The following is an 18552-nucleotide window of genomic DNA, read 5'->3' on the forward strand; positions in this document are numbered from 1 at the left end:
GTAAACAACTATGAAATTCTAAGAAAACATGAGTAAATCGGCGTTTTAGCTTCTTTTATTGAGGGAGGTTAGCTTAATAAGAAGTCATAAATAAAGAAACCTTGGTAAGGGCAGACTTACATCGAGGTGTTCATATGAACAGACAACTAGGAATATTACTCGTTTTTTGCTTTATGGTACTTGCTGCTGCCAATCATACTAAAGCCATTGAAGTACCACTAAAAGAAGAAATCAAATATAACCATAACAGTATGACTATTTCCGAAGTTAAAAAGCACGTTCCTTTTAATGTCATTGTACCTGAAAATGTACCAGACGATTGGACACTAGAAATCAAAACTTACCCTTGGGGAACAAAGACCGATTTCACCAGCTTTAGTCTGCATTATATGGATAGAAATGATGGAAAAATGTTGGTTAGCATTACTCAAAAGAAGAGTATAGCTAAACAAACAAAAGAGTATATCCCTAATGCCAAAACAATATCGATAAATGGACATTTAGGCAGATTAACTAAATGGGGTAATGACGGTGAAGTTGACCGTAAAGGAGAAATTATTACTGGAGGATTACTTCAATGGTCGCAAAAAGGAACTGATATTGAAATACATAGTTCAAGGATACCAAAGGCGAAGATGGTGGATATTGCACGTTCAATGAAAAAATCATTAAAAGCAAAATAAGCAAGAGCGTTAGTCTAAGCAGGACTGACGCTTTTTTTGTGGGATTCCATATTAGTCCAAAGGGGCAAGTATGTTTTAGTAAATTTTCATGTAAATAAATCTAACCTTTATTGCAGCTCAAACGGTAAAAAATGAAGACTTTCAATTATTTTATGTTGAAAAGGATGTAATCAGCAATCCTGGACATGATATCCCTAAATTGATTAAGGGGGATGCAAATGAGATCTCATTTACTTTGTATTTTAAGTTTCTTAACCCTTGGATTGAACACTGCTCCTACATATGCTGCCCAGGAAGACAAACCTCAACCTTTAGAAGAAATATACCCTCAGCTCGGGTATAAGCCGGTTGAGGAGGCAGTAAGGGAGTTTGAAGAGCACTTCAAGGAAGACTTAAAGCTGCCAACAAGATTGCCGCCTATACCTTTCACCCACATTTTCGGAAGGTTTTATGAGGACAAACGATACGGCATTAATGATGGCTTAGAAATAGAGTTTATAAATGAAGACCAGGGTCAAAATCACTTTAATATTGATATAAGACCATTAAAGAATAAGATTGACTTCAGGACTAAAGGTGATCAAAAAATATACAGACTTCAAAATGGAGAAGAAGCTGTTTACATTGTTGACAGGAACCATACATTGCTTGTCTTTGAAAAGGACCATTGGCAATACATGCTCGGTGTTTCAAAGAGGATTGCCAATAAAGTACCACCAGAAATGTTGGTTTCAATTGCTAATTCGATTTTTCCAGACTAATAAGACCTCATTGTTATAATCACCGAAAAGGAACGCTTCTTTTCTTGGTAATTAGCCATGTCAAAGTGATATTTAGTTTGTGTAACTACAAGTGCCTGTGTCTAATAGAAGCTGCCATTAACATTTGGCGGCTTTTTGTTATTCTATAAAAGGAGCAGGATTGTTGTAGACTGCTGTTTATACTTCCTTGAACAACTGGTTCAAAATATTGAGGAGTTATAACCAGTAGGCATACTAATCTTCATTTTTAAGTGTCTGGAGAATCATTCTTAATATCTAACGTGTTAAATATTGTAATATCCGCTAATATATAATGTATACCATCTGGAGAAAACATTTAGGGGGATTTATGATTTTAGGAACAAAGTTTAATAAAAATCTAATGGATTACATACTGAATAAACTAGCAGCCCTTGGTTTATTAGTAATTGTTATGTGTTTGTATATCATTATGGCAACTGGATTTGATTTGTATGAGTTTAGCGAAAATTTATTGAATATTAAGATCTGGGGTTTGATATGCGGATATGCACTAATGACGACATTGCTAATTGATTTAGTAACATTTAAATGGATAGAGATCAAATACCATACGAGAGTGCTGTTGCACTGTTTAGCAGGATTTCTTGTGTTTTTTCTAATTACGGATGTTAATTTGTTTTCAGTAATTGCTGGAAGTGTTGGTGCATTATGTGCATTTATCTATATCTTTGGCTCCTCCCTATTAAAGAAAAGAAAACAATTAGTATGGATTTTTCTTTTAGTTTTCCCTCTAATGCTCTGTATAAGATTGTTTGATTTTACTATTAAAGAAGGTTGGACTGAAGAGAAAACTAATTCAAATTTTTCCGCAGAGTTTGAGCGTTTTAATGGGAAAAATGAGATTCCAATATTTTTAAATAAGGGAGAGGTAGTAACGTTTTATATATCATTTGAGCCACTAAATGGAGGTGGATATGGATATCATATCTTAGATGATAATGGTAAGTATGTAGGGGTGACAGAACTAGAAGATACGTCTGAGGAATATAGAGGTATTGATAGGAATACAATCCAGTTTAATGCAGAAAAAGCAGGTGAATATATGTTGATAGTCACAGGTGATAACTTGAAAGGGAAAATCGACATAAAGTGGGAAATAAATTAATGTTCATTTGTTAATCCACAAACGGGGCAGGTTTGTGCAAGAGAATACAACTTCCAGAGGCATTGGACACCAAAGATCACATAAAAAAGAGAGGATTATCTCCTCTCACATGGATTAATTATCAAAGATAAAACGATCCTGATATTTCCGTTCAGAATCTCCGTTTTGGTCTACGGTCCAAGTAACGATTACTTTTAATTTAGCTCCATTTAATAAAGGAAAATTGTTGTGATGAAAAGTGGGCGTTAAAAGTTTATCGCTTTCGATAGTAAATAATTCTATATCTGATTTAAGCTTTGGATCATCTCTAAAGGCTTCAATCCTAATTAACTTGATGTTTTTATTACCAATGTTCTTTAAATCCATGCTGTAACGATTATAGAGATTAGTATCTCTTGATTTGTTATTATTTGAAACAGGGCTATCTGGTTTTCCTATCTCCAAGCTCCATTGCTCGGACGTGACCTTTACCGGCAGCTTGTCAGGAGATACAGCAAATGCATTAATGGGAATCGATGTTAGAAGTAATGTTAAAATCAGAATTGAAGTATTGATTCTTCTCAAGATTTCACACCCTTTTTTCTTAGGGTGAATCTAACTTGAAAAAATATACAACCTAATTTAGAAATAGGCACCTTCCTAAATTAAAGCTGAATTTGTGAATAAGTGCACTTAAACAAACGGGTGCTTTAGTGGAATAAGTTACTACAAAAAAGGCTTAGAGTTGGAAATACTCTAAGCCTTTTTTGACTGCGAATATACTGTGATTTGTGTGTGGAATTTGTGTGATTTACTGTGTGATTAGTCTGCGATTTAACGTTTTGTACCTCATCAGAAAACCCGTTACAAATGTGGAGGCGCGTCATTTTACAGCTCTCAGCCCCGGCTGTCAATGACCGCCAAAACTTCATCAATGCTGGCATGGTTTTCCGGTGAAGGATCAATATGCTTCCACAGCAACTCACCCTGTGATGAATATAGCCAAGTTCCGCCCTGGATATAAACATCCTGCGTCTTCATCGATTTCATCACAAATTGCTTCTGTTTTTCTTCATCCGGGATAAAGCCTTTCACCTGTCCGGTGACAAATCCGAACCCGGCCTTTGCAAGAAGCTTCCACTTCGGCATCATCTGATGGCCCATTCCTTTATACGCTGCCCGGGACGGATTACCGTAAATCGGAAACGGAAACGGCCCGAAATGCTCCAGGAATTGTTCAATGAACGCCCCTTTGGAAGGCGCCACAATTTTCACGTGAAACCTTTTATCTTCAATTTCTGCTATGCGCTCACGCAACTGCGCGAGATATTCCCTGCAGACTGGTCAGCCAAGGTGGCGGACAAAAACGAGCATCGTATCCTGTCCGCTGATTGCTTCACCCAAAGTGATCGTATCCTGCGAACCGGGGATCTCTAATTTGTAATCCATACCCATCCCTCTTTCAGAACAAATTTAATAGAATTAGCTCTATCATAACGGAAGAGGGGGGAATGGGCAAAAAAAGGGGATCGGGTGATGTGCTTGAAGGAAAATGCCAAAGTTTCTGAATCTGCCGGACTTCGGGACTCTCTGCCGGAAAAAAGCGCCAGATTCATTTACAGAATCAAGGCGCATTATTTTCTTAGTCATCACTGGCCAGAATGCCGAAGATCCTAAGAATATTGATAAACAGATTGATAAAATCAAGATAAAGATTCAGCGCCATGAGCGGCACTTCCTCAGCGCTTACTCCGTACTGCTTCATGCGGTTAAAGTCGAACAGGACATAGCCGCTGAAGACTAGCACGCCGATAAAGGAAAAAGCGAGCAGTGCTGTGGAGCTTAACGGCCAGATCATATGGAAAATGGAGATGCAGATCAGAGCCAGCAGGGCTGCCATCAGCATGCCGCCGAGAAATGAGAGGTCACGCTTGGTTGTGGTTGCATAAAAAGCAAGTCCGCCAAATACAACAGCTGTTGTTCCGACGGCCATCAGGACGGTATTGGCACCTGATGTCGCAATATAATGCGCAATGATCGGGTAGGTTGTAATCCCCGAAATAAAGGTGAAGCTGTACAGAAAAGTGTAGGAAATTGCTTTTTTCTTTCTTAAGAAGAACGCTCCGATCAGCATGGCCAGCTCAAGGATGACGAGCGGCAGAAACAGCGCCGGAGGGATATAGACGCCAGCCATCGTCCCGAGAAAGGCAAATGCCAGTGACAGGGCAAAGGCTCTTAAAACAGATGGAAGATAGCCGGTGTTGGCAGTTTGTGCATACATATGTTTCACCTCATATGAATTGATTACCTTTTATACGCAGAAAATCGGGTAAGGTTTCAATTCATTTTTTCTTCTTTTAATAGATCACGGATTTCTTTCAGCAGTTCTTCCTTCGCATCGACGGTCGGTGCTTCTTCTACCTGCTTTTCCTGTTCATGCCTGCTCTTCAGCCTGTTGATGAACCTGACAAAGAGGAAGATGGAAAAGGCGATGATGACAAAATCAATGATAGATTGGATGAATGCACCATATTTGATGGTAGCGTCCTCGATTTTTACAGACCGCTCGGAAAAATCAACCCCTCCGGTGAGCAGTCCGAGAAATGGCATGACAATATCATTGACGAGCGAGGTGACGATTTTTCCAAAGGCTCCGCCGATGATCACACCGACTGCCAGATCGACCACATTGCCTTTGATGGCAAATTTCTTGAATTCCTTCAGCATATAGGTCATTCCTTTCTTTTTTGTCCAAGGTGTATAGCGATAAAAGTTATTATACTTATAAAAGAGCCGGTTGTTAAGGAGAGAAAAGCTTCCCGCGCATGGTATTGACAGAATCCGGCTTTTTCACTATAGTTACAGAGGACAAAAAAATATACGACATTCCTGCATCATGCAGGAGAGGTTCATAGCAACAAACCCTCTATAAAAAACTATGGTTCTGATAAAATTGATCAGCCATATCCGCGGGGATATGGTTTTTATTTTTCTCGGGCTGATTTTTATATATCGAGGAGCCTCTCTTGTATGCGCAGTACCATATGAGGAGGCTTTTTTCTATGTCTGGAAGAAAAGATGAAGAATTGAAGGATGTTACTTTGCTTGGCAATCAGGGGACACAGTATTTGTTTGAATACTCGCCGTCCATCCTGGAGGCTTTTGATAATAAGCACCCGAACCGTGACTATTTCGTAAAATTCAACTGCCCGGAGTTCACAAGCCTGTGCCCGAAAACGGGCCAGCCGGACTTTGCGACCATCTATATCAGCTATATTCCTGATCAGAGAATGGTTGAAAGCAAGTCACTGAAGCTGTATCTGTTCAGCTTCCGCAATCATGGCGACTTTCATGAAGACTGCATGAACATCATCATGAATGATCTGATTGAGCTGATGGATCCGCGCTATATCGAGGTATGGGGCAAATTCACTCCGCGCGGCGGCATTTCCATCGATCCGTATACCAATTACGGAAAGCCGGGCACAAAATATGAAAAGATGGCAGAGTACAGGATGATGAACCACGATCTTTACCCTGAAACCATCGACAACCGTTAAAAGGAGACAGACGTTTTGCTATTATATTTGAATGCCGCATTTGCCGGCCTGCTCATATTATCCAATATTCTTGCCGTCAAACTGTTCAGCCTGGGATCCTGGGCTGTTCTGCCGGCGGCTGTGATTGTTTATGTTTTTACGTATCCGATTACTGATATCATCGGTGAAGTTTATGGAAAAGAAGCTGCCAGGAAGACCGTGCTCGCCGGATTCGTAACACAGCTCCTGTCAGCCGTTTTCATTTTTGCGGCGATCCATCTGCCATCAGCGCCATTCTTTGGAGCGCAGGCTGAATTTGAAACAATTTTAAGCGGAAGCTTCCGCATCACCATTGCAAGCCTTATTTCTTATCTGGTCAGCCAAAACCTGGATGTGTATGTCTTCCATAAGCTGAAGGAAAAGCATGGCAGCAGGAAACTGTGGATCCGTAATAATCTGTCCACAGTCTCAAGCCAGCTGATCGATACCTCTGTGTTCATTCTGATCGCTTTTTACGGCACCATGCCTGCAGGGGCGCTCCTTGCGATGATCGGAACACAATATGCCTTTAAGTTCCTTGTCGCGCTGATTGATACACCCCTGGTTTACCTGCTGGTGGGCATGGCCAGAAAAGAAAAAAAGCAGCCTGGCGAGTTCGCAGGCTGACAGCAGAATCTGCGTCATGAAAACAGCCTCTAGCAGGGGGCTGTTTTTTGATGATGCTGTATGATGGTGCCAGGTACCATGAAAAGACAATGTGGCCAAAGTGTCCACCGATGGTGCCAGGTACCATGAAAAGACAAACATAGCCAAAGTGTCCACGGAGGGTACCTGGCACCGCAAAAAGACAAATGGGGCAAAAGTGTCCACCAGCGGTGCCTGGCACGGAAACCAAGTTTTTGTTTCTGGTTCGGTGTTTTTGGTTTACAATCAAGGTGGAAATAATTCTTAATTTTTTTGTGAAGGATAATGGGATAAGGAGGGAAGGACTTGGATAATAAAGCCGGGGGGAAGGATCCCCGTTTTAAGGTGGCGAAGAGGGAAGCCTGGATCGGTATCGGTCTTGTCCTTTTTAATTTTCTGTGGTGGTTTGGCTTTGCTTACGGGATGGGCTCAGGTCCTGTCGAAGAGTATACATATATCATGGGGCTGCCTGCCTGGTTTTTCTATAGCTGTGTGGCGGGATTTGCGGTTGTGTTTGTCCTTGTTTGGGCAGCCGTGAAGTTTCTGTTTAAAGAAGTCCCTTTCGATGACAGTGAAGAAGGGGGGAAGGCGGAATGAATATAGGTGTCATTATCCCGCTTCTTGTGTTCCTGGTGGCGATTTTCCTGGTAGGCTTTTGGGCGAGCAGGCATGTCCGCTCGACAGATTCTTTTCTGCAGGAATACTTCCTCGGCGGAAGGGAGCTGGGCGGATTCATCCTCGCCATGACGATGATTGCCACTTACGGCAGCGCCAGCAGCTTCATCGGCGGACCCGGTGTCGCCTACACCCAGGGGCTCGGCTGGGTGCTGCTTGCGATGTCACAGCTTGTGACAGGCTATTTTGTGCTGATGGTGCTCGGGAAAAAATTTGCGATTGTCGCCAGGCAGTATAATGCTGTCACACTGATCGACTTTTTGAAAGAAAGGTATCAGAGCAAGTGGGTGGTGCTGCTCTCAGCGCTGAGCATCATCATCTTCCTGTTCGCTTCCATGGCGGCCCAGTGGGTCGGCGGCGCCCGTCTGATCGAATCGCTGACAGGCCTTTCATATGGGGCTGCCCTGTTCATTTTTGCGGCATCAGTCCTTGTATATGTCATCATCGGCGGCTTCAGGGCCGTGGCTGTGACAGATGCGGTCCAGGGGGTCATCATGTTTGCGGGTACCTTGATCCTTCTGATTGCGGTCATTATTGCCGGCGGCGGGATTGGAAATATCATCACAGATCTAAGGACGGAAAATCCGGGGCTTGTTTCGCCGTATGGCTTTGATGGCGGACTGTCCCCGCTCTATGTTTCTTCCTTTTGGATTCTTGTCGGCGTGGGGGTGGTCGGCCTGCCGCAGGTGACTGTCAGGGCGATGAGCTACAAAAACTCCAAGGCCATGCACAGGGCGATCATCATCGGGACCTTTGTGGTCGGCTTCATCATGCTTGGCATGCATCTGATCGGCGTGTTCGCGCGTCCGATCCTGCCTGGTATTGAGGTGGGGGACAAGGTAATGCCGCTCATTGCGATGGAGGTCCTGCCACCGTGGCTGGCAGGGGTAGTATTGGCCGCCCCGATGGCAGCGATCATGTCGACTGTCGATTCTCTGCTCCTCCTCGTCAGCTCGGCTGTCGTGAAGGATGTGTATCTGAATTATATCAAGCCTGATGCAAGTGAAGGGACGGTTAAGAAGCTGAGCCTCGGCGTTACAGCGGTCCTCGGAATCCTGGTCTGCCTGATGGCGCTCAGTCCGCCGGATCTGATCATCTGGCTCAATCTGTTTTCCTTTGGAGGGCTTGAGGCTGCCTTCATATGGCCGGTCGTCCTTGGCCTGTACTGGAGCAGGGGAAATAAGCATGGAGCCATTGCCTCCATGATCACCGGGGTAGTCTCGTATATCCTTTTTTATACATACTATCCGAATGCCTTTGGCATGAACACAGTCATCATGCCGATCATCCTGTCATTTGCCGCTTACATGCTCATCAGCATGCTGACGGCCGGAACAGCACAGAAAGATATGGGGCAGACAGCCTGAAAAAAGACGGGACAGCTTTTGCTGGTCCCGTCTTTTTGTGTATGAACTAATATTTTATCTTAAAGGAAGAAGACAGCTCGCCCTGGCCATCCAGTTCATCCACTTGCATCTGATCGATCGCCGAGAAGGGGTTGCCTCTCTTCAAATCCCTCATAAAAGAATCCAGCTGTTTCTTGTCTCCGATTGCCCGGATCTCCACAGAACCGTCATCCAGGTTGCGCACCCAGCCATTGATGCCGTATTGAACAGCTTTTCTCTGTGCAAAAAAGCGGAATCCCACTCCCTGCACCTTTCCGGAAACTATAATGTTCAAATGGATCATCTTCTTCTCCTCCGGCACCATAATTACCTACATCGTCCCACAAAAGAGGGGCTAATGCAATATTCAAGAAGACAGAAAAAATAAAGGTCGGCCCCCATAAAATTTTCCGGCCTAACGAATGGTGTAGATAGTCTTTAAAAAGAAATAAGATGGAAATACCTGCCTGTAAAAGAAGGGGTTAAAAAAGTTTCCGGTTTTATGTTACAATTAGATTACAAACTGTTTAAAAACCAGTTAAAACAGATTTGTAGAATACAAATGTCTTTGTTAAACTTTAGAAATGTGACCGGCCATGACAGGGAAAAAGCGTCAGCCGGCATCAAAATCGAGCTAAAATGAGTGGGAGATAAGATGAATAAATATATATATGCAATGCTAATGGTGCTGTCAATGTTAACCGCCGCGTGCAGCAATCAGATCCACACATCACTTGCAGAGGAAATTTCGCACAAAACAGAGAAACAGAAAGACGATTCTGCTATCCTGACGATCCAGACAGAAGGCAAGGATAAAAAGGATACTTCATGGCTTAAGGAAAAGTCCCTTTACCGCATTGAAGCTGCCGATGAAGGCCTGGCTTATGAAGTCTATATTTATGCGGAAAATGAAACAACCGTCAAGCTTGAACAAGCAGGCGTTTTAGGAGATAAGCAGGACACGGTGCATGAAGGGAATTATTCAGTCTATATGGCCAAAAAAGGGGCAAAGTCTGCCTTTAAGCAGGATATTCTTTCATCCCTGCCGCTTGTTTTCAATGAAGAAGTAAAAGGGGCGTATCCGCTTAAGCTTGGTGATAAGACCCTGCTTGCCATCGTCCAGCCTGAGGGGGACAGCCGGTTCTCGGCAGAGCTGTACAGCATCCAGAATGGAGAGCTGAAAATCGTCCAGTCCGGTGAGGGAATCAGGTCCATACTCGGACCTGAAATCAAAGCAATCAAACAGGAATACATCCAGACAGTCAATTCTATTGATGACAATGAAGGATGGGTTTTTTCAACATGGGCATTCGACAAGGAAAAGCTGGAAATCAAACAGGTCAGCGAGACGGTCTACGATGATTCTGACATGAAGGACGGTCTGGGCGAAGGGGAAAAATGGTTTGAAATCTGGAGTGCAGCCGAAGAAAACTATCATCCGTTCTACAACATTCAGCTTGAAAAGGGCATTATCGATAAAGCCTCACAAGGCATACTGACCGGAAGCCAATATCCGATCGGCACGAATATCAATGATGTCAAAAAGGCGAGCCCCCCTTCTATCGAGGCAGGGAAAAAAGGCAAATATGCGTACCTGAAATATCCAGAAGTAACGTATTTTTATGATGAAGCCACACAAGAGGTAGCTGTCGTTTCAATTCCCGGAATCCGCCTGCAGTCAACGCTTGCAGATATCAAGAAAATGTTCGGCGAGCCGTTCAGGGAGAGCAGGAGAGGAACAGAGGTGCTGGCGATCTATGCTGCCGGAAAATACAATATTGATGTGTATGCAGACCAGTCAGGAAAAATAAAGTCTGTTCAGCTTAGGAAGCTTTAAGGGATGAACAGAACCAGTCAGGGTATACAAGAACGTGATTGTTGGGGTGGATCAGCTGGAGGGGCCTGTCAATCTGAACGTCGTTAACAGCAAAAAGCTGCAGGCCTAAATGGCCCGCAGCTTCCTTTTGTTATATCAATTAAAATGCCCAGTCGCCTTTGCGGAAAACGGGCTCTGACTGTCCGTCTTCCTTGATGCCGTCAATATCCATTTCGGCTGAGCCGATCATGAAGTCGACATGTGTAAGGCTTTCGTTCAGGCCATTTTCAGCAAGCTCTTCAGAGGACATTTTTTTGCCGCCCTCGATGCAGAATGCATAAGCGCTTCCGATTGCCAGGTGATTAGAGGCATTTTCGTCAAACAAAGTGTTGTAGAAAAGCAGGTTGGACTGTGAGATCGGCGAGTTGAACGGCACAAGGGCTACTTCTCCAAGGTAATGGGAGCCTTCATCTGTCTCAACAAGCTGCTTCAGGATCTCTTCGCCTTCTTCAGCCTTCACATCCACAATGCGCCCGTTTTCAAAGGTAATCGTGAAGTTATCAATGATATTGCCGCCATAGCTGAGTGGCTTTGTGCTGGAAACATGCCCATTGACACCGGTTTTAAGCGGAACGGTAAAGACTTCCTCAGTCGGCATATTAGCCATGAATTCATGGCCTTTTTCATTGACGCTGCCTGCCCCGACCCACAGATGCTTCTCAGGAAGCTCGATGGTCAAATCAGTGCCTGGCGCTGTATAATGCAGCTTTTTGAAGCCTTTGCTGTTCAGGTAATCGACTTTTTCATGCAGGGAAGCGTCATGATCCTTCCATGCCTGCACAGGATCTTCAAGGTCTGCGCGCGTTGCTTTAAAAATCGCATCCCAAAGTTTTTCCACGCGGCTTTCCTTAGGATCGTCTGCGAATACTTTGTCTGCCCAGCCTTCAGATGGGACAGCGATGACCGTCCAGCTTACCTTATCAGACTGTGCGTAGCGGCGGTATTTGCTCAGCGCTTTCCCGGCTGCTTTTTGGAAATTGGCGATCCGCTCGGATTTGACCCCTTTGAGCAGGTCAGGGCTTGCAGATACGATTGACATGAACGCAGCGCCCTTCTCTGCGAGGTCTTCCATTTCCTTGGCGCGGAACTCAGGATACTCTGTAAAAGATTCCTCAGGCGCTAGATCATACTTCAGGCGTGTCACTGTATCATCAGACCAGTTGACCACCACATTGGCTGCTCCTGTTTCATAGGCTTTTTTAACGGCAAGGCGTACAAACTCTGCTGCATCAAGTGCTGCGTTGATTACAAGCGTCTGGCCCTCCTGGACATTGACGCCGACCTTGACTGCCAGCTCGGCATATTTTTCGAGATTTTGCTGGAATTGGCTCATATTATGTATCTCCTTTTTCAGAATCTTCTTCTACATTTTATCGGTTTCTGCGTGAAAAAGAAACAGTTTGGCCTGATTCCTTTTTCACGGGAAAAATGCAAGGCCCCCTAATACGAACCTGCAATGGGAGCACCGGGATACCTCCCATCAGGCTATTTTAAAAATGAAAAAGCCGGCTTATCGCCGGCCTTAAATCGAGTTTTGTCTGGCAGGGTGTTTTTCCTGCTTTTCATATAAGGCAAACATGAGCCAATAAAGAAATGCGCTTATCACTGCAAGCACCGCGAGAATGGCAAAGGTCCAGTCATAGCCGATCCAGACGGTCAGTGGAATCGATATGGGAGCGATGGTCTTCCCGACGGTAAAACGAAGGCTGGCTGCTGCAAAATACTGGCCCCTCATATGCTCCGGGGCGATGCGCGACACAAAGCTCTGCTGAAGCCCGACCGCCATCAGCTCTCCTAAAGTAAAGATGGCCATGGCAATGATCAGGCCCCAGATCCACTGCGTCTGCCCGAACATAATAATGCTGGCAGCGTAGAAAAGGGAAGAGGTGACAAATACATTCCGCTCTTTAAATTTGGCTACATATCTAGTGACAGCGACTGTGAACAATGCCACCAGGAATCCATTTTCCGAGAGCAGGACGCCAAAAGCCTGCTCGCCGTGGACAGTGAACGACCAGCTTCCAATGCTGAAGAGGGACTGGTTGTCGACGGCCTCTTTCGTATAAACAGGGATCAGCAGGTCCAGCTGCATGAATGTCTGGGCGGCCAGGACGCCTGCGATGATAAAAAGCAGGAAGGTCCTGTCCCTGAAAATGATGCCGTAATCCTTCACCTGGGCCCCAAGGAAGCTGTACCATTTATCATTTTCCCCTGCGACAGCTGTATTCTCCGGAACCGTTTCGCGCGTCCATTTCGCCAGAACCAATGCGAGCAGGATGCAGACAATGCCCGCGATCAAGAGGAGCTGTGAGCGGTACTGCACATAAAAGAGCGCCCCAAGGATCGGCCCGACAACCACCGCAATATTGATGGAAGTATAAAAGATCGCAAACACATCGCTGCGGTGCTTTTCCTCGACCACGTCGGCCACCATCGCCTGGCTTGCCGGCCAGTAGAAGGCGCCGAACACTCCGACAAAGGTGAAGCAGATAAAGCCGAGCCAATAGGATTCGATGGCAGGGGAGCTGGCGACTGCAAACAGGATAAAGCAGATCCCCTGCCCGAAGGCCGACAGCACCATCATCGTTTTCCTGCCGAAACGGTCGGCGCAATAGCCGCCCATCAGGTTCGCCAATACAGAAAACACCTGCGATAAAATAAGCAGAAGGCCGGCCTTATCCTTGCCGAACGCCTCCGCAAAATAAATCGTCAAAAACGGAAAAAACATCCAAAACGTAATATTCATCAAAGATTCGCCGAACAGGCGCACCTTCAGATTAAAATCCCAATCTCTGATTCTCATGCTGAAATCCTCACTTCTCTGGTCAATATCGCTATCATACTACCTTTTTGAAAAAAATGACAGGTGCATGAGTGCTGAATTTTCTTTTGAAGAGAGGGTGAGATAACAAAGTTTTATCAGGCAACATATGGTGCGAAGAGTATGTCAGGCACGGCAAATGGATAAATAGAGGGAAAGTGTCTTTTGAAGGTGCCAGGCACTCTCTAGTGCTATGGCGCCTTCCGAAAGTTTCGCAGCCTCCCTCTGAACGAATGGCCTTTCGGGCAAAAGCCTTCCGAGGCATTCGGAACCTCTTTCGGAACCTGTCCGCTTATTTATAAATCTCTCGGAACCCCCCTCCGAAAGCTTCGGAGGGGCATGATAAATTCTTATGTGACGCCAAAACTGCCTGTTCCGGGAAGCAAGGGGAGTCGGGAACGTGCCTGCAGTCTCAGCCTTCAGCCCATAAAAAGACCCCAGCCGCTGCCGGCCGGGGTCCTGTTATCAATCTTCGTCCTTCATGGCCGCTTTCAGCAGATCGCCGAGGCTGGTTCCGAAGGATTCTTCGTTTTTGCTGTATTTCTGCACAAGCTTGCGTTCTTCCCGCTTGTTGACAGCTTTCTTTTTATCCTGCGCCTTCTCTACAACATTGCACGGGCGGCACTGGAAGTAGGTGCCGGCCTTGCCGTTGTGGATTTCCATTTTTTTATGGCACTGCGGGCAGCGGCGGTTGGAAAGCTTCGGATCCTTGCGCTTCCGGTAGCTGCATTCCATGTCAGAGCAGACGAGCACTTTGCCGTCTTTCGTATTGCGCTCTTTCAGGAAGGAGCCGCATTCCGGGCATTTTGAGCCGGTCAGATTATGGGCTCTGTACGATTTATCGCTTGTCTTGATTTCGGATACCAGCTGCTGGGTCTGCTGGCGGATCTTTTTCAGGAATTCCTTCGGGCTCGCTTTTCCGCGCGCGATCGCTTCAAGCTCCTGCTCCCATTTGGCTGTGAGCTCAGGTGATTTCAAGTCCTCGTTCACAAGGTCCATCAGCTGCTTGCCCTTCCCTGTAGGGTGGAGGCGTCCGCCGTTCTGGCGTTCAACTGCTTCGGTCGTAAGCAGGCGTTCAATGATCTCTGCCCTTGTTGCCGGTGTCCCGAGGCTGTATTTCTCCATTTGGGATAAAATATCGGCCTCGGTATAGCGACCAGGCGGCTCAGTCAGTTTTTGCTCGGAAGAAACTGATTTTACCGTCAGGGTCTGGCCTTTTGAGAGGGAAGAGAGATTCAGCTTCAATTCCTTTTCTTCTCCCTTGCCTGTCACCTGCCGGAAGCCTTCTTCAATGACGGCGGTTTCTCTTGTTGAAAAGATTTCGCCGTTCAGATCAAAGGAAGCTTGAATGGTTTCATATTTGTACGGCTCATGGAAAAGGGCCAGGAAGCGGCGGACAATGATGTCGTACAGCTTTTTCTCATCACTGTCCAGGTCGCTCAGATGAAGGCGCTCCTCGGTCGGGATGATGGCATGGTGATCGGTCACCTTTTCATTGTTGAACACGCGCTTGGCAAGGACCTTCCCTTTTTTCGCCAGTAGCGGCTTCACTTCATCCCTGTAGCCTGAGGCGATTCCATGGAGGCGGTCCAGCATCGTTGCTTCCATATCCTTTGTCAGGTAGCGGGAATCTGTCCTTGGATAGGTGACGAGCTTGTATTGCTCATACAATCTCTGCAGGACATTGGATGTTTTTTTCGCCGAAAAACCGAAGCGCTTATTGGCATCCCGCTGCAGCTCGGTCAGATCATAAGGAAGCGGCTGCTGCTCGCTTTTTTCCTTGCGGCTGATGGACTGGATCACGGCCTTTGCTGAATCGGTTTTTGCCACGATGGCTTCGGCTGTTTCTTTAGAAAAAGTCCTTTTCTCGCCGTTCTTTTCCCAGTCTGCCTTAAACGGCCCAACCTGGGCGGAAATCGTCCAGTATTCCTTCGGGGTGAAGGATTGGATCATTTTCTCCCTTTCCATGATCAGGGCAAGCGTCGGTGTCTGCACACGCCCGGCAGACAGCGGGTCATTATATTTCGTCGTCAAGGCACGTGTCACATTCAATCCGATCAGCCAGTCCGCTTCAGCGCGGCATACCGCTGAATCGTAAAGGGCGAGGAACTGGTCCCCGGGCTTCAGGCTTTGAAAGCCTTCTTTAATCGCACGGTCTGTGACAGAGGAGATCCACAGGCGCTTGACCTGCTTTTTCCAATAAATCTTCTCAAGAATCCAGCGGGCTACCAGCTCACCTTCACGTCCGGCATCAGTCGCGATGATGATTTCATTGATGTCCTTCCGCTTGGAAAGCGTGTCGATGGCCCGGAACTGGTGGCTCGTCTGCTTCATGACCTTAAGCCCCATCCGGTCAGGGATGATCGGCAGGTCTTCCAGGTTCCAATGCTTGAATTTTGTATCATAATTCTCAGGCATTTTCAGTTCAACCAGATGGCCGAGCGCCCAAGTGACAATGTATTTATTTCCTTCTATATAAGATTTATGTGTCTGCGTACAGCCGAGCACCCGGGCAATCTCCCGGGCTACACTCGGTTTTTCCGCAAGTACGAGTGATTTCATGTAAAGCTCCTTTCAAATCTGTGCTTCCTCTATAAGTATAACGGAAACGCAGGAAAAATTGTAATGGACAAAACGGAATGGGAACCCGATAAAAAGGATATACAGTAAATATCAGTGCCTGGCACCAAAGACCCTTATAAAAAAGGGGCAGCGATGTTAAAATAATGCAGGACAGGTTGTTTTTTTTCCTGATTTTTATACTTTATAAATTAGAACAGGCAAGCTTGTTCTCCTTTTTTTAACCCAAAAACAGAACATATGTTCTAAAGATGGAGGTGGCAAAATGGAAGGCAGGGAGCCAAGTTTGGTGGTTCGTGAATTTTTGAGGCAGGAAGAGCATCAAAAGCTGTATGAGACTTATCTGGATGATCCCCATGAGAAAAATAAAGCCCGGCTCGAAGCAGCCTTTAAAAGGTACTTCAGACATATCCGCTTCGTTTCTTATTTAAATAAGACTATTTATTATGAGTCAAGGAAGTTTGACATGAAGGCGCGGGAATTGCGCGCCAGGTATCAGCTCACCCTGGATCGGCCTGCAGCAGAAGCAGAGAGCGGCGCAGAACCGCTGACACAGCTCCTCGAAGATGAGACGGCGCTCCAGCCTTTCATGGAAATCCCCTCCGGAAGGCTGGAAGATTACACAGCCGATCCCCGGCTCGCCAGAATCATCAAAGAACTGACTCCAAGGCAGCAGGAAATTCTCTTTTACGCATTTGTCCGCAGCCTCCCTGATGCCGAAACAGCCAGATTGCTCGGCATCAGCCCGCAGGCAGTATCAAAGACCAAAAATAAAGCGATTGAAACCATAAGGAGGAAATACAATGCTTGAACAGCTGAATCTTTTGCAGATCATCGGCAATTTCGGATTCCCCATTGCCATTACCATGTATTTGCTGCACCGCTATGAAAACCGGTTCGAACAGCTGAAAATGAAAATGGAGGACATTTCCCGAAGCATCGCACAGATTGAAAAAGACAAAGGGTGAAAGCATGAATTTGTCACAGCAGGAAATAGAGGAAATCATGAAGGCCATCGAGCCTAAAATCAAAAAATCCTTATACCAGACAGGCAAGGAAAACCGGGAGGACCTCGAGCAGGAGCTGCGCGAAGCCGTCCTCCGCAAGCTCCGCGACAACAAACTTGAGGAAGTTCCCGGCTTTTTCGAGATGATGGAGGGAGGGGAGAGAAGGTAGAGAAGGCAGAGAAGGTGACAGGCACCTATACCAGTTATAGACCAGTTGCAAACGGCTTGAGGTTAGCCGTTCAGGACTGCGGGTAAAGGGAAAGACAAACTTTCTGCCCGGTTTTTTTCTTCCCTGCCGCATTGAAGTGGTATAATGGCTGTAACGGCTGCGGGTGCCAGGCATGAGACTAGTGCCTGGCACCGGCGTACATATTATGTTGCTGGAGTGTGATGGAAGCCTGTGCGATTACGATTTACGAAATCTATCCCCAATCTGGTCACTCAAGGAAACCTGTACTGCGGTTTCCTCTCTATAGGATTTGCAGCGAACGGCCAATTCAAAAATGCGGCGATCCTCATTCTGATCGGCATGATGCTCGACAGCATGGACGGCAGACTTGCCCGGATGCTGAAGGCTGACAGCGCGCTCGGAAAAGAGCTCGACTCGCTCGCAGACATCGTCACTTTTGGAGTGGCGCCGTCCTTTTTAGTGTATTATACATATTTCTATCAATTCGACCTTCTTGGCCTTGCCATCGCCGGCCTTTTCCCTCTCTTCGGAGCATTTAGGCTGGCCAGGTTCAATATCAGTTCCCCAAAATCGTCCATGAATTATTTCGTCGGCGTCCCGATCACAGCCGCAGGAGGCATCATGGCACTCCTCACGCTGTTCGGGGACAAAATCCCGAATATCGTCACGACTGTCATTTTTACCGCATTATGCTTTCTAATGGTCTCGAAAATCAGGATCCCAAGCCTGAAGGAAGTCCCGCTTCCGAAATACGGCACCATCGTCACCATCTTTCTCGGCTGCCTTCTGTATCTGATCTACAAAGGGACATACGGCCAATTTCCCTACCTGATCTATATTGCAGCACCCATGTATATCGCCTATCTGGCCTATATCTTTGTAAAAGGGAAAAATAAGAAGGATATCGACTGAAAAAACCGCTGAGAAGCGGTTTTTTTGATTGGGCGGAGATTTCGAGGCGGAGGATGATCCGGTAATGTGGTTAATGAGGTGTGCGGATGAAGGGAGAGAGCTCTGGGAGGCGGGGAATCTACCGAACTAGCGAATTAATCTACCGATTGAGAGCATTAATCTACCGAATTAGCGATTAATTTAACCAATTGAGCGGATAATCTACCAACTCAGCGAAATCGGCTGCAAATTCGTGGTTTTTAACCAGTTGGAGAGCGGGAGCTGCCAAGGCTCGCGGTATTTTTATGAGTGGGGTGCTTCCATTGCGGCTATT

General features: G+C 46.1%; 20 protein-coding genes. 12 read left to right on the forward strand and 8 right to left on the reverse strand.

Features of this window, described 5'->3' with window-relative positions:
• Window positions 1-134: 134 nt before the first annotated feature.
• The 3 genes from CYJ37_RS19300 to CYJ37_RS19310 all read left to right on the forward strand — a co-directional run bounded on the left by CYJ37_RS19300 (window position 135) and on the right by CYJ37_RS19310 (window position 2591).
• A complete protein-coding gene (locus CYJ37_RS19300) occupies window positions 135-683 on the forward strand; it encodes a DUF4367 domain-containing protein (RefSeq protein ID WP_240684365.1) in 549 nt (182 codons plus the stop codon).
• 218 nt (window positions 684-901) lie between these two features.
• Window positions 902-1444, forward strand: a complete 543-nt coding sequence (locus CYJ37_RS19305) for a hypothetical protein (protein WP_240684366.1) — start codon at window positions 902-904, stop codon at window positions 1442-1444.
• Window positions 1445-1793: 349 nt separating this feature from the next.
• Window positions 1794-2591 carry a hypothetical protein gene (locus tag CYJ37_RS19310; RefSeq protein WP_101551166.1) on the forward strand — a complete coding sequence of 266 codons (798 nt, stop codon included), beginning with the start codon at window positions 1794-1796 and terminating at the stop codon, window positions 2589-2591.
• A gap of 114 nt (window positions 2592-2705) precedes the next feature.
• Here the strand turns inward: CYJ37_RS19310 and CYJ37_RS19315 are convergent, their stop codons facing one another.
• The 4 genes from CYJ37_RS19315 to mscL form a co-directional block, all read right to left on the reverse strand.
• On the reverse strand, window positions 2706-3155 hold the full coding sequence (locus CYJ37_RS19315; RefSeq protein ID WP_101551168.1) for a hypothetical protein: 450 nt from the start codon (window positions 3153-3155) through the stop codon (window positions 2706-2708).
• 312 nt (window positions 3156-3467) lie between these two features.
• On the reverse strand, window positions 3468-3887 hold the full coding sequence (locus CYJ37_RS19320; RefSeq protein ID WP_101551170.1) for an AhpC/TSA family protein: 420 nt from the start codon (window positions 3885-3887) through the stop codon (window positions 3468-3470).
• A gap of 325 nt (window positions 3888-4212) precedes the next feature.
• Window positions 4213-4851: a Bax inhibitor-1/YccA family protein gene (locus CYJ37_RS19325; protein ID WP_009792188.1), complete on the reverse strand. Its 639-nt coding sequence runs from the start codon at window positions 4849-4851 to the stop codon at window positions 4213-4215.
• Window positions 4852-4907: 56 nt separating this feature from the next.
• The gene (gene mscL / locus CYJ37_RS19330) at window positions 4908-5297 is read right to left on the reverse strand and encodes a large conductance mechanosensitive channel protein MscL (protein ID WP_009792187.1); all 390 of its coding nucleotides are present in this window, start codon (window positions 5295-5297) and stop codon (window positions 4908-4910) included.
• 335 nt (window positions 5298-5632) lie between these two features.
• Between mscL and queF the strand changes: the two genes are divergently transcribed.
• From queF to panF, 4 genes are all read left to right on the forward strand, one after another.
• Window positions 5633-6130 carry a preQ(1) synthase gene (gene queF / locus CYJ37_RS19335; protein WP_009792185.1) on the forward strand — a complete coding sequence of 166 codons (498 nt, stop codon included), beginning with the start codon at window positions 5633-5635 and terminating at the stop codon, window positions 6128-6130.
• A gap of 15 nt (window positions 6131-6145) precedes the next feature.
• On the forward strand, window positions 6146-6775 hold the full coding sequence (locus tag CYJ37_RS19340) for a queuosine precursor transporter (RefSeq protein WP_094769789.1): 630 nt from the start codon (window positions 6146-6148) through the stop codon (window positions 6773-6775).
• A 324-nt stretch (window positions 6776-7099) separates the two neighbouring features.
• Complete coding sequence (locus CYJ37_RS19345) at window positions 7100-7390, forward strand: YhdT family protein (protein ID WP_094769790.1); 291 nt, start codon at window positions 7100-7102, stop codon at window positions 7388-7390.
• Complete coding sequence (gene panF / locus CYJ37_RS19350; RefSeq protein WP_101551172.1) at window positions 7387-8835, forward strand: sodium/pantothenate symporter; 1449 nt, start codon at window positions 7387-7389, stop codon at window positions 8833-8835. Before CYJ37_RS19345 ends, panF begins: the two co-directional genes overlap by 4 nt.
• Window positions 8836-8881: 46 nt before the next feature.
• Here the strand turns inward: panF and CYJ37_RS19355 are convergent, their stop codons facing one another.
• The gene (locus tag CYJ37_RS19355; protein ID WP_035401821.1) at window positions 8882-9157 is read right to left on the reverse strand and encodes an acylphosphatase; all 276 of its coding nucleotides are present in this window, start codon (window positions 9155-9157) and stop codon (window positions 8882-8884) included.
• Window positions 9158-9508: 351 nt separating this feature from the next.
• Here CYJ37_RS19355 and CYJ37_RS19360 point away from each other — a divergent pair, with 351 nt between their 5' ends.
• On the forward strand, window positions 9509-10690 hold the full coding sequence (locus CYJ37_RS19360) for a DUF4309 domain-containing protein (protein ID WP_094769793.1): 1182 nt from the start codon (window positions 9509-9511) through the stop codon (window positions 10688-10690).
• Window positions 10691-10829: 139 nt separating this feature from the next.
• Here CYJ37_RS19360 and CYJ37_RS19365 read toward each other — a convergent pair whose 3' ends face one another.
• The 3 genes from CYJ37_RS19365 to CYJ37_RS19375 all read right to left on the reverse strand — a co-directional run bounded on the left by CYJ37_RS19365 (window position 10830) and on the right by CYJ37_RS19375 (window position 16112).
• On the reverse strand, window positions 10830-12062 hold the full coding sequence (locus CYJ37_RS19365; protein ID WP_101551174.1) for an aminopeptidase: 1233 nt from the start codon (window positions 12060-12062) through the stop codon (window positions 10830-10832).
• A 189-nt stretch (window positions 12063-12251) separates the two neighbouring features.
• Complete coding sequence (locus tag CYJ37_RS19370; RefSeq protein ID WP_101551176.1) at window positions 12252-13532, reverse strand: MDR family MFS transporter; 1281 nt, start codon at window positions 13530-13532, stop codon at window positions 12252-12254.
• 483 nt (window positions 13533-14015) lie between these two features.
• Window positions 14016-16112 (reverse strand): DNA topoisomerase III, encoded by a 2097-nt coding sequence (locus tag CYJ37_RS19375; RefSeq protein ID WP_022543364.1) that lies wholly within the window; start codon window positions 16110-16112, stop codon window positions 14016-14018.
• A 283-nt stretch (window positions 16113-16395) separates the two neighbouring features.
• Here CYJ37_RS19375 and CYJ37_RS19380 point away from each other — a divergent pair, with 283 nt between their 5' ends.
• The 4 genes from CYJ37_RS19380 (at window position 16396) to pssA (ending at window position 18239) form a co-directional block, all read left to right on the forward strand.
• On the forward strand, window positions 16396-16941 hold the full coding sequence (locus CYJ37_RS19380) for a sigma factor-like helix-turn-helix DNA-binding protein (protein WP_101551177.1): 546 nt from the start codon (window positions 16396-16398) through the stop codon (window positions 16939-16941).
• Window positions 16934-17098, forward strand: coding sequence for a YvrJ family protein (locus CYJ37_RS19385; protein ID WP_101551179.1), 165 nt, complete (start codon window positions 16934-16936; stop codon window positions 17096-17098). Before CYJ37_RS19380 ends, CYJ37_RS19385 begins: the two co-directional genes overlap by 8 nt.
• Before the next feature lie 4 nt (window positions 17099-17102).
• Complete coding sequence (locus CYJ37_RS19390) at window positions 17103-17306, forward strand: hypothetical protein (protein WP_035401818.1); 204 nt, start codon at window positions 17103-17105, stop codon at window positions 17304-17306.
• Window positions 17307-17537: 231 nt separating this feature from the next.
• The gene (gene pssA / locus CYJ37_RS19395) at window positions 17538-18239 is read left to right on the forward strand and encodes a CDP-diacylglycerol--serine O-phosphatidyltransferase (RefSeq protein ID WP_022543365.1); all 702 of its coding nucleotides are present in this window, start codon (window positions 17538-17540) and stop codon (window positions 18237-18239) included.
• The last annotated feature ends 313 nt before the right edge of the window (window positions 18240-18552 follow it).

The organism is Bacillus sp. UMB0728 (assembly GCF_002858875.1).
Classification (GTDB): Bacteria; Bacillota; Bacilli; order Bacillales; family Cytobacillaceae; genus Bacillus_AB; species Bacillus_AB infantis.

Coding starts and splice junctions, on each gene's coding strand:
- CYJ37_RS19355 (WP_035401821.1), bottom strand. CDS start 9,157: ATGATCCATTTGAACATTATAGTTTCCGGAAAGGTGCAGGGAGTGGGA.
- mscL (WP_009792187.1), bottom strand. CDS start 5,297: ATGCTGAAGGAATTCAAGAAATTTGCCATCAAAGGCAATGTGGTCGAT.
- panF (WP_101551172.1), top strand. CDS start 7,387: ATGAATATAGGTGTCATTATCCCGCTTCTTGTGTTCCTGGTGGCGATT.
- queF (WP_009792185.1), top strand. CDS start 5,633: ATGTCTGGAAGAAAAGATGAAGAATTGAAGGATGTTACTTTGCTTGGC.
- CYJ37_RS19325 (WP_009792188.1), bottom strand. CDS start 4,851: ATGTATGCACAAACTGCCAACACCGGCTATCTTCCATCTGTTTTAAGA.
- CYJ37_RS19365 (WP_101551174.1), bottom strand. CDS start 12,062: ATGAGCCAATTCCAGCAAAATCTCGAAAAATATGCCGAGCTGGCAGTC.
- CYJ37_RS19370 (WP_101551176.1), bottom strand. CDS start 13,532: ATGAGAATCAGAGATTGGGATTTTAATCTGAAGGTGCGCCTGTTCGGC.
- CYJ37_RS19360 (WP_094769793.1), top strand. CDS start 9,509: ATGAATAAATATATATATGCAATGCTAATGGTGCTGTCAATGTTAACC.
- CYJ37_RS19380 (WP_101551177.1), top strand. CDS start 16,396: ATGGAAGGCAGGGAGCCAAGTTTGGTGGTTCGTGAATTTTTGAGGCAG.
- CYJ37_RS19300 (WP_240684365.1), top strand. CDS start 135: ATGAACAGACAACTAGGAATATTACTCGTTTTTTGCTTTATGGTACTT.
- CYJ37_RS19375 (WP_022543364.1), bottom strand. CDS start 16,112: ATGAAATCACTCGTACTTGCGGAAAAACCGAGTGTAGCCCGGGAGATT.
- CYJ37_RS19390 (WP_035401818.1), top strand. CDS start 17,103: ATGAATTTGTCACAGCAGGAAATAGAGGAAATCATGAAGGCCATCGAG.
- CYJ37_RS19305 (WP_240684366.1), top strand. CDS start 902: ATGAGATCTCATTTACTTTGTATTTTAAGTTTCTTAACCCTTGGATTG.
- CYJ37_RS19310 (WP_101551166.1), top strand. CDS start 1,794: ATGATTTTAGGAACAAAGTTTAATAAAAATCTAATGGATTACATACTG.
- CYJ37_RS19385 (WP_101551179.1), top strand. CDS start 16,934: ATGCTTGAACAGCTGAATCTTTTGCAGATCATCGGCAATTTCGGATTC.